A 15145-nucleotide genomic window follows, 5' to 3' on the forward strand; every position below is an offset into this window, starting at 1 on the left:
CCACAGATGAGTCAATCAAGCAAAATAGCGTCAAACCGATCTCTATTGAGGTAGTCAAGCAAGCTGGAGGTTGGGGCGCCGCGATCGCGGGCGGGCGGATAGGTCTTGCAGTTGGCGCAGCTGTCGGTATTGAAACGGGCCCCGGAGCAATTGTTAGTACAGCTGTCGGTGGAATCATTTTCGGTACTGCGGGTTACTTGGGTGCAACCTGGCTTACTGATTACGTACAAGACTGAGGTCTGGCCATGAGCTTTTTTAGTCGTTTAAAATCTTTAATCAAGAAAGAACCAGAAGAGCAAATCGCAGGTTATTCTGTAACCGAGCTCAAAACCATTTTCACTAGCTCTTTTACAAACATAAATAGCCGCCTGCCCGAGTATCCGAAATCAACGTCTTTGGAAGGCTTAGGCATTCCGGCCTTTTATTCTTCATTTTTAATTGACAACAAAGACATTCAAATTTTTTTGGCGCTTACCGAATCAAACTTCAAGTACAAGTCTGAAAAAATATTCAATGGACTACCTGCAAAGCAGTATGTTAGCGAGGAAATAAAAGAGCAGTTAGTATTTTTTACGTCCACCAGAGAATTCAACTCCACAACCGTCCGAATGGTTACGAACAGCGTTGACTTCATGAACATTATTTCCCGTGAAAAACTCGTTGTACCTCCACCGTGGATAGCGTTCGAGGGGTACAACCCGTCATGGTGGGGGGGCGATATGCAAGGCGCTCAGGGTTACTACAATGACAACTACTTCCTTCCCTTCTTCACTCAATTGAGTGACTTAGAAAAAAAGGAGTATTACGCAAGATTCGAAGCTGCAGATGAATGGATAGAAAGCTTGAATGTGATGTACGGCGATGAGTGAATCTGACGTGTTCAGGTCTGCTCTGCAGCCCAGCAGGAGCAAGCTCCCTCGCCACAGGAGCGATGTCAGTCTCAAGATTTGCGCAGCCGGTAATGGCTGAATTCCGCCCACAAAAAAGCCCACTGACCGTCTCCGATCCAGTGGGCTTTTTCTGATTACGCTTCTACTTACAAAGCCATATCACTAGCCGCATTAGCCTTCGGCGCCTTCGCTTTATCAGCATCAGCCGGAGCAGCAGCCGGAGCCACCACCTGACCAATCGCCGGCGGCGGAGTCAGTTGCAGCACCTTGGCGGTGTAAGCCCACTCCTGTGCAACCTTCTCAGGACTGCCATTCAGCTGAGTGCCGTAGCTCGGCACGATCTGATGCAACTTTTCCTGCCAGGCTGGCGAAGCAACCTTGTCCTTGAACACTTTCTGCAGCACGGTCAGCATGATCGGTGCAGCAGTCGATGCGCCCGGCGACGCGCCCAGCAGGCCGGCGATCGAGCCGTCTGCGGAAGCAACGATCTCGGTGCCCAGTTTCAGCACCCCACCGGCAGCTTCATCACGCTTGATGATCTGCACGCGTTGGCCGGCTTGCCACAGGCGCCAGTCTTCGGCCTTGGCGTTCGGGAAGTATTCTTTCAGGGCGTTGAGGCGGTCTTCGTCAGACAGCATAAGCTGGCCGGCGAGGTACTCGACCAGCGGGTATTCCTTGATGCCGACTTTGGTCATTGGCCACACGTTGTGCGTGGTGGTGGTGGTCAGCAGGTCCAGGTACGAGCCTTCTTTGAGGAACTTGGTGCTGAAGGTCGCGAATGGGCCAAACAGGATGACGCGCTTGCCGTCCAGGACACGGGTGTCCAGGTGCGGAACCGACATGGGCGGTGCGCCAACGGAGGCTTTACCGTAGGCCTTGGCCAGGTGTTGCTCGGCGATGGTCGGGTTCTCGGTCACGAGGAACGAGCCGCCAACCGGGAAGCCTGCGTATTCCTTGGCTTCAGGAATGCCGGACTTCTGCAGCAGGTGCAGTGCACCGCCGCCCGCGCCGATGAACACGAACTTGGCGTCGGTTTCAGACTTGCTGCCGTCTTTCAGGTTTTTGTAGCTGACGCGCCAGGTGCCGTCTTCGTTCTTGGTGATGTCCTGCACTTCGCTAGACAGTTTCAAGTCGAACTTCGGCGTGGTTTGCAGGTGCGCAACGAACTGGCGGGTGATCTCGCCGAAGTTGACGTCGGTGCCGATCGGGCTCCAGGTGGCCGCGATTTTCTGGTTCGGGTCGCGCCCTTCCATCATCAGCGGAACCCACTTCTTGATCACAGCCGGGTCTTCGGAGTACTGCATGCCGGCGAACAGCGGGCTCGCTTGCAGGGCTTCGTAGCGCTTCTTCAGAAACTTGATGTTGTCATCGCCCCACACAAAGCTCATGTGCGGCGTGGAGTTGATGAACGAACGCGGGTTTTTCAGCACGCCTTGCTGAACCTGCCAGGCCCAGAACTGACGGGAAATCTGGAACGCTTCGTTGATTTCAACGGCTTTCGGGATCTGTACGTTGCCCTTGTCGTCTTCCGGGGTGTAGTTCAATTCGGCCAGGGCGGAGTGACCGGTGCCGGCGTTGTTCCAGCCGTTGGAGCTTTCCAGGGCGACGCCGTCGAGGCGCTCGATCATTTCCATCGAAGTGCCGGGTTCCAGCTCGTTGAGCCACACACCCAAGGTCGCGCTCATGATGCCGCCGCCGATCAGCAGTACATCGACTTTCTTTGCCTCTTCCGCGTTAACGGACGTGATCCCCATCGACAAAGCCAGCCCCAGCAGGGCCGTGTTCATTTTCTTAAACATCTGTAACACCTATGATAAAACGCCATCCGCCCCTCCATCCTCATTCACGAAGCCCTTGGTTCACGACATTCAGGCAGGACGTCGTGGGTGCTCGTACACAAGAATCGAAGGGTGGGCACACAAGGCCGACGTGTCTCCATCGACCTCAGTTATATGTCCCTACTGAACTGACTTTTTATCATTATTGGCTTCAGCTACTTGAGCGACATTGATCCTGTCGGCACGTCTCGAGGACGGGCAAACTGAATAGGTCAAACCAAGTTGGCGCGCAGAATATCATGGCTGGACGACCGCGCGCTCCCAAAAGGACTTATGAGTCTAGTCCAGACGGGGCTCGTTCGCCGCGTCCCGGCCCAAACGATTCAGCACAAACACCTTGGCGTTGTGGGTCATTTGGTCCAGATGCCGGTCGCGTTGCTTTTCAGCATCGACCATTGCGCGCTTTCCGTGTTTTTGCAGCAAGTAGGTATGTATCTGCCGGACCTCTAAAGAACTGTAGATAAATGTGACATCCAGCAGTCCCATCAAGCCTTCACTGCTGTGGTCGCAAGTGTTCATCAGCACCTGCGTGCCGCGCACGCCCAGCACTTGAAAACCCATCGATTCGAACCAAGGCACCTTGGCGACGGTGCAGGTCAGTTCGGCGTGCGGATAGCGGCTGATCATGTCTTGCAACATGGATCGCGCGACGCCTCGGCGACGATGGCCTGCGTCGACCGCCATGTAGGCCACGCCGCACGCTTCGGGATCGTCCTTGACCGGCAGATACAGCAGAAAGCCGATGACCTTTTCAGGGTCTTGATCGTCGGTGGCGACGATCAACTCGACCGCGATCCCTTTACCCCCGCCGAGGGCTTCCAGGTACAGGTGCACTTCGTAGCCGACCGCGTACTGATAGACGTTGTACAGCGGATTGCTCGGCGCAATGCCGACCATGCTGATGTCGGTCAGGTTGTCGACGACCATCTGCAGGATCTGACTGTTGATGTGCTCCGGGCACGGGGCTTCGAAGTGGGTGAGTTGCGGCATTGAAATTCTGACTCCGGGATCGCTTTACTGGGTTTCGGCGCAGGTATTGTCACAGATTGATCGCCACGCCGCTTCTGCCAGCAATTGCCTGTAGGCCTTGGGGCTGCCCTTCACCCTCCCCGACAACCATGCGCGGCAGTAACTGTCCGCCTGACCAATGATCAGCGACAGCAACAATTCGGACGGAATCGCCCGCAGCTCATCGCGGCGGCCGGGTTCTGCCAGCCATTGTCCGAGCTTCTCATTACGGGTTTTGTTACGGCTGACCAGTTCTTCCTTGAACGGGCCTTTGGTCACGGCAAACCGCGCGTGGTACTGGAAACGCGCCCATTCGGGTTGGCTGTCGACCCAATCGACATAGCTGTGGACCAGCGCGTGCACGCCCTCTTCCGTCGTCTGTGCCTCGGCGAGGTAGCGGTCGCGAAGCAGTGCCTGATCGTCCAGCGCGGTGAAAAACAGCGCGGCCACCAAGCCTTCCTTGTTGCCGAAATGATGGTAGATCGCGCCCACGCTGGTATCGCATTCGGCGCGGATCATTTCGATGGTCGTGGCTTCGAGCCCTTGTTCGTTGAACAGGGCCAAGGCCTTTCTGAAGATGTCGCGCTTGAGTTCGGCTCTTCTGCCGGGGTAGCTGCGCTCGAGTAAATCTGCGGTTTCCATGCGGGATACAGGCCAAAAAATCCATGACAAGGCAGACGACTGCCGATGAGAAAGCTGCGCTAGGTTGACAGATTTCATCGCAACAGAATACTGTTCCGTCACAGAACATTATTCTGTTACGGAAGATGATTCTGTAAAACCACCCCTCAGTGAGGCTTCAAAATGAGTCAGTTTCTCAGCATGTTTAACAGCGCCGGCCCGCAAGCGTTCAGCAAAATGGCCTGTCAGGTAGCACCCTACTTCAGCACCATCAATCCGTTGATCGCCGAGTTGCGCCCGGGCCATGCCACAGTGCAGGTGCCGTTCAGCAAGGAGATCACCAACCACTTGGGCTCGGTTCACGCGATTGCGATGTGCAACGCCGCCGAACTGGCTGCCGGGACGATGACCGACGTGTCCATTCCCGCCGGTGCGCGCTGGATTCCAAAAGGGATGACGGTTGAGTACCTGGCCAAGGCCAAGACAGACGTGACGGCGGTGGCCAATGGTGAGGCCGTGGATTGGCAGACTGACGGCGACAAGATCGTGTCGGTGGATATTCATGACGCTGAAGGCAAGAAGGTGTTCACGGCACGAATCACCATGAACGTGAAGCTTTCCTGAGCACCCGCATCTGTGCAGCTGGCGCAGCCTGCGTTCAGCTGCTGCATCCTTGCTCTCTACTCCGAAACAGCCACCTGATTACGCCCCCGCGCCTTGGCTCGATACAACGCTTTATCAGCGTTATTCAGCAAACTTTGCAGGTCGTTGTCGCCGATCTCCATTGCTGCGACACCCAGGCTGGCCGATATGCGGTGAACAGGGCCGGTCATCAATCCACCGATAGACTGGATGAGTTGCTCGGCAATGCCCAGGGCGCTTTCAATGGATGTATCCGGAAGCAGAATCGCAAACTCTTCGCCGCCCAGCCTGCCGAAGACATCGGTATCGCGGAAGGACCGGTTAATGGTCACGCCCAGTTGCCGCAACACCTGATCCCCGACCTGATGTCCGTAGGTGTCATTGATGTGCTTGAAGTGGTCCATATCCAGCATCACCGCGCACAGCGGTAGCTGGTTGTTTTTGCAGTCATGGAACAATTGCTGGGCATGCTCGAAGAAAGCGCGGCGGTTTTTCAGGCCAGTAAGTTCATCGGTCTGTGCGGCGTACGTGGAAATGCGGTGGGCACGCTCCATCTCGCGGGTAAGCTGGAAGGCCGTTTCCAATGCTTCAGACAATTTGCGTGTCGCGCTGGCCACGAACGAGGCGAACACGATAACGGCGAACGCCATGCCGACTTGCATCGCTGACGGTTGAAACAGCAGCCAGAAGGTGCACGGCAACAACACCAGGCCGATGGACGCCAGTGTCATGTATCGATAGGACGAATAACACGACACGGCACTGACCGACATGCCGACGGCAAAGAGCATGACCAACGCCTGGGACAACAAGTCATTTGCCGGCATGACCGCTAACGCGCCGGCCCCCCAGATACTGGCGGACAACATCAGCGTGAACCAGTATTTCTTCTCCCAGCGTTGCGGGGTGCGCTCACTCTCGGGGCAGCGAAACCAGGCAACGAACATCAGGATGCGCAGCAACGACGACGCCGTCAGCAGACCGATCCACCAGAAAACAACGGTGTGATCAAAGCGTTCCCAACACAGCCCGCACAGCATCAGCGCGGCGAGAAAACTGCCGAAAATAGCCGGGAATGACTGGTGGAAGAGCTGATGCAATCGATCACTGCGCACCTGCGCTGCGATGAAAGTATCCTGGTCGTGCCGAAATCCTGGGCCACCCATTTGATCCGCCTGATCATGATGCTGCGACAAAAAAAGCGATTGTGGCACCCTGCCACTCAGGCAAACAAACAATAAACACTCGTGGGTACCGGCACTTTCACGGTAATGCGCCCCTGACTGCTTCCCTGACAATCGTCAGAAAGTAATAGCACACAAGTGCGATCCCCATGCCTCGCAGCGGTCGGGCCAAATGACATAGCGCCGGCAACGTGCAGCTCGCTCGTCCTGCTACGCTTTTGATGCCTCGAATAGAATCGGGCGATAATCACGAAAACGGCCCCCTGGACTGTTGAGGTTGCGCATTGTGAGAGGCCAATTAATCAGTACCGTCATCACCCTGGCCGTGATGGGAGTGACGACGTATGGGTTTATGGAATGGAAAGCTGGCGAGAGCGCTCGGCAGGATGCGGTGTGCAAGGCAGCACAACAGCATAAGGAAACCGTGGAAATTCGTGCGCGAGCGATGGCTTCCGGGCTGTCCGTCGACGCTTACGCCGATGCCGAGAAGGCGGAAGTCGACAAATTGGTCAGCGCCTTGGATACCGCGAAAAATGATACCGAGGTGGAAGCCGTCATAGACGCGCATGCTGCCGAACTGCGGGCGCAGGATGCCGCGTCCGACGCCGAACTGAAAAACCAGGGGAGTCAGCAATTCCTCGAACAGGAACGCAAGGAACAGCGGATCACCACTGACATCAAGCAGGAAATTGAACGCGCCGAGAAGGCCGTGGCTGATTCCTGCGGTTAGTGTTGGCTGCGGTTTTTCCCCTACTTTAGGACATACGGCGTCCGCTTCTGCGCCGCTTTTGATTCATAAAGCCCCATCTGCCTACTTCTTCTCCAGGACCACCACCAAACACTCTTTAGAGTTGTTTGGACAGTTTGTAGTCCACGCGACAACACTCTTTAGTATCCATCCGTCCTTCGCTCTCGCATTCAGCGTATCTTGTAGCTCATGGAGCTGAACACCGAGCACGCGATATGCAGATGTGTCTGCGCAAGCGTGGCTGAAAACCAACAAGCCTCCAAGCAACCACAGCACGCCCGAACGTTTCGATTTCATAAGCAGCTCCACTAGCCGAATAAAAAGCAAACCGTGCAATTGAATTGAATGGTCGGGCAGGTATTAACCCTGGCGCCTTTCTTACTCATGACTTCTAACGCCTCTTTCGAAGTGGCTCTTCAAAATTTGTGACACACCCAATACACAACGGCGAGTTCCGCCAAAAGCAGGGACACATAGAAAAATAACAATATCCATAACAGATAGGGCTTTTCCTTGCGCCAATACTGTTCCCAGCCCAGCGTTTCTTTATGGCCCAGACACCGTTCGAGATCTTTCAGGTACAGCCCCATTTTATTGACATGCTTATACGTCACCAGCGCCAGCAGACCGAAAAAAAATACCAACGCCGGAGGTATCAGACTGGCGCCTATAAGCACCTCTCGTGATTGCTGAAAGAACTGTGCCGTCGTGATCGAATTGGTTAGAAACCATGAGTAAACTGCGGCACTACCGATCAGACCGTACTTAAACAAAGAAGCGACTCTTTCAAGCAACATAGAAATTTCGGATTTTAGCTGCCTGAACTCTTCCAAATGAAATTGGCGCTGGTTTTCAGTCATTAAGACGGCCACATCTGACAAGGCTAGCGCATCCGAAGTCATTTAATTCGCTCCTTTTTTGAGCCTTCCGCCATAAAAACGAGTAGTGATGACAGGCAGGCGTTACAGGTTTGTAATAATATTGAAACGATACAACCCACCACACTTTGTACAACTTATTCAGCCTCAAACCATCCGCACCGACAAAGACTAGTTCATCCCCAACGATGACAAGAGAGTTAAAAGCGATTAATGCCGCCTACTTTATTTCCAATAAATCGAACAACACATTCACCCGATTGATGCAGTACTGAAACCTTGAATAGACCACGAGTAAAAAAGCACCTAACGTCGCCATGTACAGCAAAAGTTACCGCTGCGGCGCAACCATCCGGAACCGGATATTGATGTCATCGGAAACGACGGTATCGCCCCATTCACCCTCGCCGATTTTGAAGTCACTGCGTTTGAGCGTTAACTGGCCATCGAAGATGCCGATGGCATTCTCCGCCTTCAGGTGAACCGGAACGGCCACCTCGCGGGTTACACCTCTGAGCGTGAGTTTGCCGGTGATCGTGTATCGGTTGTCACCCAGCGATTTCACATCGGTCGATTCAAACGTCGCCTCGGGATACTTCTCCGAGTCGAACCAGGCAGGCTTTTGCAATTCGGTGTTGGCGTCTTCGCTGCCGGCATCGATGCTGTCGAGCTGGATGGCAAGCGTGGCGTGCCCCGCCGAAGGGTTCGCCGTGTCGAAATCAAGCGAGGCCTTGAACCTGGCAAACGTGCCATACACCCGCGAGCTGAACTGGTTGTACGTGAAGGAGATGGTGCTGGCGGTTTCATTGACTTGGGTGTATTCGGCCGCTTCGACGCTGGGGAAACAACCGAAGGCAAGCGCAACAGCCAGTACGGAAAACGACGGGAATCGGGAATTCATGGGACGCTCCGGTCGTGGCACACGCTGGCCAGACAGGTGGACTAAAGCAAAGAACCGCGGTTTGTTCCACCTCGCGCCGAGACTTCCGACCACCTGTCGGCAACCCGAACCAGCGTCCGATGCCGTCACTTGCGCAGGTGTTTAATTGATGAAGCATTCACCGCATCGGGAGACAGGACATGAAGATCGTCGTCATCGGTGGTACCGGGCTGATCGGCAGCAAGCTCTGCCAAAACCTGCAGGACCTGGGGCATGAAGTCCTCGCGGCGTCGCCGAGCACCGGCGTCAATGTCATCAGCGGCGAAGGCCTGACGGAGGCGTTGAAAGGCGCGGATGTGGTGGTCGACGTGTCGAACTCGCCCTCTTTCGAGGACCATGCGGCGTTGCATTTCTTCGAAACCGCCGGGCACAACCTGATCAAGGCGGAAAAGATTGACGGCGTCAAACACCATGTTGCGCTGTCGGTGGTCGGCACCGAGCGGATGCTCGACAGTGGTTACTTCCGGGCGAAAATGGCCCAGGAAAATCTCATCAAGAAATCGGGCATTCCCTATACCGTTCTGCGGGCCACGCAGTTCTTCGAGTTTATCCACGCCATTGCTCACTCCGGGCGCGAGGAAGGCGACACCATTCACTTGACGTCCGCCGCGTTGCAACCGGTGGCCTCGGCCGACGTGGCGGCAGCCCTGACAGACATCGCGCTGAAAGCGCCGATCAATCAAACCGTCGAAGTGGCTGGCCCTGAAAACCGCCCCCTCATCGAATTCGCGAGCGATTACCTGAAGCACACCAAGGACCCGCGCCAGCCAGTGTCGGACGACACGGTTCCTTACTTTGGCGCGCCAATCAACGATCAGTCGCTGACACCGGGCGCCCATCCCATCATCGGTGCGACCCGGTTTCAGGACTGGCTCGAGGCTCACTAGGCGTCAAAGCCAGGTCTAATGGTGAAGCGTGGCGGTTGGCCTAGACCACCGCCTCAACCAGCTGTAACGGCGTCATCTTCGTGACCATCATCATCACGATTACAAACATCCCCGCAAAACCCGCCACGCCCATCCAGAACCATTTCTGGTAGACCGACCGGTATTTCGCGTCCAGCCCCTCACCGTTTTCCACCGCGCTCAACGCCATCACCTGCAAGCGTTTCTGCAGAACCAGCACCGGAAGCCACAGCGAGCCCACGCACAGGAAAATGATCAACGAGGTCAGAACCCATTCCGTAGTCATGGGCAGCCCGGACACTTTCATCAGCAGGTAACCCGTGATGATCTGAATGAAGCCTGCCGGAGTGGTGATCCAGGTGTCGAAGCGCACGACCATTCTGGCAACGTGTGCGATCACTTGCGGGTTGGCCGTGCGACTGGCCGCGATTAAATAAAGGTAGGAGCCCATACCGAACCCGAACAGGAAAATCGCGGCAATGACGTGCAGGTATTTCAGGCACAGATAGAGCATGCTCAGCCCTGCTCGTCAGAAAAGCGCACGGACAGGTGCAGGTTGGCCGGGTCGTTGATCGCCGCCATGTACTCGTCGACGCTGATCTCGCCCACACAAGGACGGGCGCCAGATACCGGCTCGTAACCTGCGACCAGTTTTGCCACCAGCGCGACCGCCGCGCAGCTCGGGATTTCAGGGCCCTTGTCGTTGTGTGCCGTCAATTGCACGGTCATGGACAGCGGTTGCCCATTAACGCCCTGCCCTTCGACGTCGATGTACATCGCACTCAGGCCATCACCGAAGCGCTCGAACCACGTCCCCCAACGATGCAGCCGTGCCGCCCAAGCGGCAGAGTCACGCAGCAGCCCGATTCTCAGCGCCTCGGCGAGTACGTAGTTGGCTACGCCACCGAGCTTCAGCCCCGAACCTGCCTTGAAACTCAAGGTATGGGCGCCGTAGCGGCCCGCGAAAATATCCATGTCTGGCACATCGACATTGGACAGGACACGGGTTCCCAATGGCGGCATCTTGCGCAAGGTCAGGTCCTGCCAGCCCGACACTTCGTGCACCTGGCCATTCCTGAGCTGTTTGATCGGTTTGCCCGCGTAAGCCAACACGCCTTCGACGGTCGAGAGGCCCGGCATCTTGGCTGAGGAAGAAATGCCGTGATCGATCGAGTCGATGCGTTTGAAGCGATAGCGGTATTGGTCGATGAGCGCCGAGGACAACGTCGGCACCGAACTGCACCCACTGAGAATGGCCACGCCGGCCTGCTTTGCGCTCGCGTCGAGCACAGCAATGCCATTGACGAAGGTGCGGCAGTCGGCCAAATCGCAGTAGCTCACGCCCGCGTCGATGCAGCTCTGCGCGACGGCATAGGATTGCCCCTGGAATGGCCCGCCGGTATGGACCACCCACTGAATGTCCAACGCACTCAGCGTGGACCCGAACGCGGCGCCCATGGCATCGCCGCACCAACTCTCACAGGCGCGGCCAGACCGGGTTTTGAGCTCGTCGACCTTGCGCTGCAACTTGTTTGAATCGCGGCCCGAGATCACCAGCTCTACGCCTGGTATCGCGACCAAATGCCTGCAAACGATGCTGCCGAAATTTCCGTAGCCACCGATCACCATCACCCTGAGTGCCATTCAACGCTTTCCTTGACTGTTCGATCGTGTGGCCAGTCCGCCCCAGACTGGGGCCGTCAGAGCTTTGCTTAAATTGGCTGAGCGGGCAAGCAGCGACATTCCGCGGACACTCAAATTGCCCGTCCGCTTACCGTTGTGCAGAGCCCGACTCTCTCATCCACGCCCGCTGCAACAACCTGATAACCTCTGCATCCGAGGTCTGAGAAAAATCCATGTACCAGCGGCCAATCGACATCAGCCACTCAGGAATAAGCGGGCAAATCAGCTCGTCCACTTCACTGCGCAGCGCCTCCGCCGTTTCGATCGGCGCCACCGGCACGGCGACCACCGTTCGAGCCGGCGCATGCACCCGCACCGCGTGGACCGCCGCCATCATCGAAGCGCCCGTCGCCAGGCCGTCATCAATCAGAATCACCACCTGATCCTTGAGCTGCACCGGCGCGCGCGTTCCCCGATAAGCCTGCTCACGCCGCAACAGTTCCCGGGTTTCTCGGGCAACCACGGCATCGAACGTGGCCATATCAATCGGGTGAATCCGTAGCGCGTGTTCATTGAGGATTTGAATGCCGCCGCTGGCAATCGCGCCCATCGCGAACTCCTCATGGGACGGCACTCCCAGCTTGCGCACCAGCATCAGGTCGAGGCGAACGTCCAGGGCAGTGGCCACTTCATAGGCCACCGGCACACCGCCCCTGGGCAAGGCGAGAACGATGACGTCGGGGCGATGAGCGTACTTGAGCAGCGGTTCCACCAGACGCCGACCGGCAGCGGCCCGGTCTTGCAGGATGGTGGGCGATGAGGGACTCATGGGAAAACCTCCTCAGGCGTTCACGCCTGTCGGTTCGCGTCGCAGGGTCACTCTCGATTGTCAGTCTGAAGGTGGCTGACAGCAAGTCCGCTCGCCTACACCAACCGCTCAATCTTCTGATGCTGCCAGACCATTTTGTAATACGCCGTCTGCAACACCAGCATTCCCAGATACGCCACTGGAAACGCCATCCACACACCCTGCAACCCGAAGTGCCCGTCCAGCACATACGCCACCGGCAACTGCACCCCGACCACGCAAAAAATCGAAACGGCCATCGGCACCAGCACCGACCCGCTGGCGCGCATGATGCCGCCGACTATCGCCTGGAAGCCGAACACCAGCAGACTCCACAGCATGATGTGCAACAAATGCTCCGCCTTCGCCCGGGTAGAGTCATCCGTGAGGAACAACCCCAGCAACCAGTGCGACAGCAGATAACCCAGCACCACCAACCCGCCGGTCAGGCACACGTTGATCAATAACCCAGTGCGCAGAATCGGCCCCATCCGCTCCAGCCGCCCTGCCCCGATCGCCTGAGCGCCAAGGATCGACGCCGTGATCGCAATCGACAACGCCGGAAACTGCACGTAATTGACGATCTGCGTCACCGCCCCATACGCCGCCGTCGCTTGCGAACCGTGCTGATTCACCAGCGCCAGAATCACCAGCTCCGAGACCGACAGCACCACCATTTGCAAGCCGGTCGGCAAGCCGATGCGCAGCACCTTGCCGAGAATCACCAGGTCCAGGCGCATCGCCGCAAACATCTCCCGATCCGGCGCCAACGGATGCCCCTTGCGAATCAACCGCCACGCCAGCCATCCCATCGCCGACAAATTACCCGCCAACCCGGCATACGCCGCACTCTGAATCCCCATCATCGGCAACCCGAACCAACCCCGAATCAACGCCGGCGTCAGCGCCAGACCGATGCAGGTCGACACCAGCAATGCGATCAGCGGCGACACCGTATCGCTGACCCCGCGCAGCAGTTGAGTGAAGAGCACGTAGACCAAAAGGGACGGCATGATCCACATCATCACGTGGGCGTAGGACACGGCGTCGTCGAGGACGTCGGCCGGTGTGCCGAGTCCTTGCAGGGCGGGTCTGGCGAAGACGCTGCCCAATATCGCTGCCAGCAGGCCGATCATTGCGCCCAACAGCAAGGTGGTGCCGGCAATGGTTTTCACCAGATGCGGCTCACGCGCCCCCCAGGCTTGACCGATGAGGACGCCCGCACCCGCGCCGAGGCCGATGACCAGGGCGATGAAGAAGAAGACGATGGGGAACATGCCGGAGACAGCGGCCAGGGCCTGGGTGCCGAGCATTTGGCCGATGTAGATGCTGTTGATGGTGCCCGACATGGACTGGAGGAAATTGGAAAGGACCATAGGGGCGAGGAAAAGAAGGTAGGTTTTCCAGAGGGGGTGGTTGGATGTCGGGGTTTGCATTGAGGGTCCGTCTCGGGTGGGACTGGTGGTTTGCGAATTCTACGCCAGGGCGCTGATGCCAATGCGCTCCGATTTCGAAGATGTGAAGAGTGGACGATGTCAGTTTTCGGCCTGGGCGAGCCATTTGCAGGCATCAGCGATCATTTCCGCTCGGATTGCAGCAGGCCTGGCTCAAATGTGTCGTTGGCGATCATCGGCGCGGGCTCTTCGTCGTCGTGCTGCCGGCAGAGGAATTCACGTATCGCTTCGGCCGTTCGCCTGGCGCTGGTCACCACGAAAAAATGCCCCTCGCCCTGTAGAACCTGCAGTTCGGCACGGCGAATGGTGCCGCGCAAGATTTGCGCGTTGTACAGCCGCACCAGGGTATCGCGTTCGCCGGTGAGAATCAGCGTGCGCTGGCGCAGACGGAACAGCCGCAGCAGGCTGGTCCAGCCCACCAGGGCGGTGAGCTGGTGGTAATAGCTTCGCGGGTTGACCGTGAGCATGCCGTTCACCACACCGAAGCGCAGCAGCGTCTGTATCGAATCGCGCGAGCCTTTTTGCTGGCGCAATCTGGCGCTTTTGCGCCTGCCAAAAAAATCCAGGATGTCGGCGGGTTTCACCAGCATCGCCGGGCCGGCCGAGGTCGCCGCGAGGATCAGTCGGCGCACCATGCTCGGGTGACGCAGGGCGAATTCTTGCGCCAATGCGCCGCCCCAACTCACGCCGAACACATCGACCTGAGCGATGCCCAAATGCTTGAGCATCTGCGCGATCAGGTCGGCATGGCGCGGCAGACGCATCGGCCAGCGGGGCATTTGCGATTTGCCGACCCCGGGCACGTCCAGCGTAATGGTCCTGTAGTCCACCAGTTCATCGCGCAGGGGATCAAAGGTACGGATCAAACCACCCAGGCCGTTGAGCAAGAGTAGCGGTGAACCTTGGCCGCGGATTGAAACGTTCAACTGCAAGTCATTAATAGTTAATTTGCGCGTTGTCATGGTTTACCCCCTGGCCTGCCCGCTGTTAAGTCGCAAGCGGCCCTTCGCCACAGGCTGGTCGCTGTTTGACGAGTGACAACCTCAGTTTTTAGCTCTTGAACGCCCCCCCTTCCAAACTGATCGGCCAATTGCTCCCGTACACGGCGAAAAAAATTCGACGGGCCAAGAAGTGCCATCGTTCGTTTTGAGCGCCAAAAATATACGCCCAGGTGCATTCCAGCTTTGACGCTGCCTTTACGCCGGCAGATATTTTCTAACCGCCATATGCAGTACATCCAGCGAAGATGGCTTGCGTAGGAACATAGCGTTAACAGGCATCAACCCGTCAGGTATCGATCTGTCTCCGGAGGTGACTATGACAGGCAAGCGAGGCCAACGAGACCAAATCACCTTTGCCAAATCCAACCCATCCATGCTGCCTGGCATACAAACGTCGGTCATGACCAATGATATCGAAGTCGAGCCTTCCAGCACGCAGAGAGCATCATCCGCAGATACACAATCAATCACAGTTAATCCCAAAAGCGAAATGGCCTCGACCAACAGGGAACGCAGTATTTCATCGTCTTCTACGACCAGTACAGTTGGGCACATGATTGATAGAT

General features: G+C 57.0%; 17 protein-coding genes. 4 read left to right on the forward strand and 13 right to left on the reverse strand.

The window, feature by feature from the left end; all coding sequences use genetic code 11:
* Positions 1-245 precede the first annotated feature (245 nt).
* On the forward strand, positions 246-869 hold the full coding sequence (locus ACRC4F_RS16295) for a hypothetical protein (protein WP_438660261.1): 624 nt from the start codon (positions 246-248) through the stop codon (positions 867-869).
* A 167-nt stretch (positions 870-1036) separates the two neighbouring features.
* Here ACRC4F_RS16295 and mqo read toward each other — a convergent pair whose 3' ends face one another.
* From mqo to ACRC4F_RS16310, 3 genes are all read right to left on the reverse strand, one after another.
* Entirely contained in the window at positions 1037-2689 is a 1653-nt protein-coding gene (gene mqo / locus ACRC4F_RS16300) for a malate dehydrogenase (quinone) (protein WP_438660262.1), read from the reverse strand.
* Between the two features lie 318 nt (positions 2690-3007).
* On the reverse strand, positions 3008-3718 hold the full coding sequence (locus ACRC4F_RS16305) for a GNAT family N-acetyltransferase (RefSeq protein ID WP_438660263.1): 711 nt from the start codon (positions 3716-3718) through the stop codon (positions 3008-3010).
* A 24-nt stretch (positions 3719-3742) separates the two neighbouring features.
* Positions 3743-4378: a TetR/AcrR family transcriptional regulator gene (locus ACRC4F_RS16310; RefSeq protein WP_438660264.1), complete on the reverse strand. Its 636-nt coding sequence runs from the start codon at positions 4376-4378 to the stop codon at positions 3743-3745.
* Between the two features lie 162 nt (positions 4379-4540).
* On the opposite strand from ACRC4F_RS16310, the gene ACRC4F_RS16315 reads away from it, so the two are divergent.
* Complete coding sequence (locus ACRC4F_RS16315) at positions 4541-4981, forward strand: hotdog fold domain-containing protein (protein WP_438660265.1); 441 nt, start codon at positions 4541-4543, stop codon at positions 4979-4981.
* A 56-nt stretch (positions 4982-5037) separates the two neighbouring features.
* On the opposite strand, the gene ACRC4F_RS16320 is transcribed toward ACRC4F_RS16315, so the two are convergent.
* Positions 5038-6165, reverse strand: a complete 1128-nt coding sequence (locus tag ACRC4F_RS16320) for a GGDEF domain-containing protein (RefSeq protein ID WP_438660266.1) — start codon at positions 6163-6165, stop codon at positions 5038-5040.
* A 304-nt stretch (positions 6166-6469) separates the two neighbouring features.
* Between ACRC4F_RS16320 and ACRC4F_RS16325 the strand changes: the two genes are divergently transcribed.
* Positions 6470-6913: a hypothetical protein gene (locus ACRC4F_RS16325; protein WP_438660406.1), complete on the forward strand. Its 444-nt coding sequence runs from the start codon at positions 6470-6472 to the stop codon at positions 6911-6913.
* Positions 6914-6994: 81 nt separating this feature from the next.
* Here the strand turns inward: ACRC4F_RS16325 and ACRC4F_RS16330 are convergent, their stop codons facing one another.
* The 3 genes from ACRC4F_RS16330 to ACRC4F_RS16340 all read right to left on the reverse strand — a co-directional run bounded on the left by ACRC4F_RS16330 (position 6995) and on the right by ACRC4F_RS16340 (position 8710).
* The gene (locus ACRC4F_RS16330; RefSeq protein WP_438660267.1) at positions 6995-7228 is read right to left on the reverse strand and encodes a DUF4177 domain-containing protein; all 234 of its coding nucleotides are present in this window, start codon (positions 7226-7228) and stop codon (positions 6995-6997) included.
* A 119-nt stretch (positions 7229-7347) separates the two neighbouring features.
* Complete coding sequence (locus ACRC4F_RS16335) at positions 7348-7833, reverse strand: hypothetical protein (RefSeq protein WP_438660268.1); 486 nt, start codon at positions 7831-7833, stop codon at positions 7348-7350.
* Between the two features lie 307 nt (positions 7834-8140).
* Positions 8141-8710 carry a YceI family protein gene (locus ACRC4F_RS16340; RefSeq protein WP_438660269.1) on the reverse strand — a complete coding sequence of 190 codons (570 nt, stop codon included), beginning with the start codon at positions 8708-8710 and terminating at the stop codon, positions 8141-8143.
* Between the two features lie 179 nt (positions 8711-8889).
* Between ACRC4F_RS16340 and ACRC4F_RS16345 the strand changes: the two genes are divergently transcribed.
* Positions 8890-9636 (forward strand): SDR family oxidoreductase, encoded by a 747-nt coding sequence (locus tag ACRC4F_RS16345; protein WP_438660270.1) that lies wholly within the window; start codon positions 8890-8892, stop codon positions 9634-9636.
* A gap of 40 nt (positions 9637-9676) precedes the next feature.
* On the opposite strand, the gene ACRC4F_RS16350 is transcribed toward ACRC4F_RS16345, so the two are convergent.
* The 6 genes from ACRC4F_RS16350 to ACRC4F_RS16375 all read right to left on the reverse strand — a co-directional run bounded on the left by ACRC4F_RS16350 (position 9677) and on the right by ACRC4F_RS16375 (position 15134).
* A complete protein-coding gene (locus ACRC4F_RS16350; RefSeq protein WP_438660271.1) occupies positions 9677-10168 on the reverse strand; it encodes a DUF2269 family protein in 492 nt (163 codons plus the stop codon).
* A 2-nt stretch (positions 10169-10170) separates the two neighbouring features.
* On the reverse strand, positions 10171-11298 hold the full coding sequence (locus tag ACRC4F_RS16355; protein ID WP_438660272.1) for a saccharopine dehydrogenase family protein: 1128 nt from the start codon (positions 11296-11298) through the stop codon (positions 10171-10173).
* A 127-nt stretch (positions 11299-11425) separates the two neighbouring features.
* Positions 11426-12106, reverse strand: coding sequence for a phosphoribosyltransferase (locus ACRC4F_RS16360; protein WP_438660273.1), 681 nt, complete (start codon positions 12104-12106; stop codon positions 11426-11428).
* 95 nt (positions 12107-12201) lie between these two features.
* Entirely contained in the window at positions 12202-13560 is a 1359-nt protein-coding gene (locus ACRC4F_RS16365) for an MATE family efflux transporter (RefSeq protein ID WP_438660274.1), read from the reverse strand.
* A 140-nt stretch (positions 13561-13700) separates the two neighbouring features.
* Positions 13701-14540, reverse strand: a complete 840-nt coding sequence (locus tag ACRC4F_RS16370; RefSeq protein WP_438660275.1) for an alpha/beta fold hydrolase — start codon at positions 14538-14540, stop codon at positions 13701-13703.
* Positions 14541-14774: 234 nt separating this feature from the next.
* Positions 14775-15134 (reverse strand): response regulator, encoded by a 360-nt coding sequence (locus ACRC4F_RS16375; RefSeq protein ID WP_438660276.1) that lies wholly within the window; start codon positions 15132-15134, stop codon positions 14775-14777.
* Positions 15135-15145 lie beyond the last annotated feature (11 nt).

It is taken from the genome of Pseudomonas sp., assembly GCF_051660785.1.
Lineage (GTDB): Bacteria > Pseudomonadota > Gammaproteobacteria > Pseudomonadales > Pseudomonadaceae > Aquipseudomonas.

Coding starts and splice junctions, on each gene's coding strand:
- ACRC4F_RS16355 (WP_438660272.1), bottom strand. CDS start 11,298: ATGGCACTCAGGGTGATGGTGATCGGTGGCTACGGAAATTTCGGCAGC.
- ACRC4F_RS16340 (WP_438660269.1), bottom strand. CDS start 8,710: ATGAATTCCCGATTCCCGTCGTTTTCCGTACTGGCTGTTGCGCTTGCC.
- ACRC4F_RS16345 (WP_438660270.1), top strand. CDS start 8,890: ATGAAGATCGTCGTCATCGGTGGTACCGGGCTGATCGGCAGCAAGCTC.
- ACRC4F_RS16330 (WP_438660267.1), bottom strand. CDS start 7,228: ATGAAATCGAAACGTTCGGGCGTGCTGTGGTTGCTTGGAGGCTTGTTG.
- ACRC4F_RS16305 (WP_438660263.1), bottom strand. CDS start 3,718: ATGCCGCAACTCACCCACTTCGAAGCCCCGTGCCCGGAGCACATCAAC.
- ACRC4F_RS16370 (WP_438660275.1), bottom strand. CDS start 14,540: ATGACAACGCGCAAATTAACTATTAATGACTTGCAGTTGAACGTTTCA.
- ACRC4F_RS16360 (WP_438660273.1), bottom strand. CDS start 12,106: ATGAGTCCCTCATCGCCCACCATCCTGCAAGACCGGGCCGCTGCCGGT.
- ACRC4F_RS16310 (WP_438660264.1), bottom strand. CDS start 4,378: ATGGAAACCGCAGATTTACTCGAGCGCAGCTACCCCGGCAGAAGAGCC.
- ACRC4F_RS16320 (WP_438660266.1), bottom strand. CDS start 6,165: ATGGGTGGCCCAGGATTTCGGCACGACCAGGATACTTTCATCGCAGCG.
- ACRC4F_RS16295 (WP_438660261.1), top strand. CDS start 246: ATGAGCTTTTTTAGTCGTTTAAAATCTTTAATCAAGAAAGAACCAGAA.
- mqo (WP_438660262.1), bottom strand. CDS start 2,689: ATGTTTAAGAAAATGAACACGGCCCTGCTGGGGCTGGCTTTGTCGATG.
- ACRC4F_RS16335 (WP_438660268.1), bottom strand. CDS start 7,833: ATGACTTCGGATGCGCTAGCCTTGTCAGATGTGGCCGTCTTAATGACT.
- ACRC4F_RS16315 (WP_438660265.1), top strand. CDS start 4,541: ATGAGTCAGTTTCTCAGCATGTTTAACAGCGCCGGCCCGCAAGCGTTC.
- ACRC4F_RS16375 (WP_438660276.1), bottom strand. CDS start 15,134: ATGTGCCCAACTGTACTGGTCGTAGAAGACGATGAAATACTGCGTTCC.
- ACRC4F_RS16350 (WP_438660271.1), bottom strand. CDS start 10,168: ATGCTCTATCTGTGCCTGAAATACCTGCACGTCATTGCCGCGATTTTC.
- ACRC4F_RS16365 (WP_438660274.1), bottom strand. CDS start 13,560: ATGCAAACCCCGACATCCAACCACCCCCTCTGGAAAACCTACCTTCTT.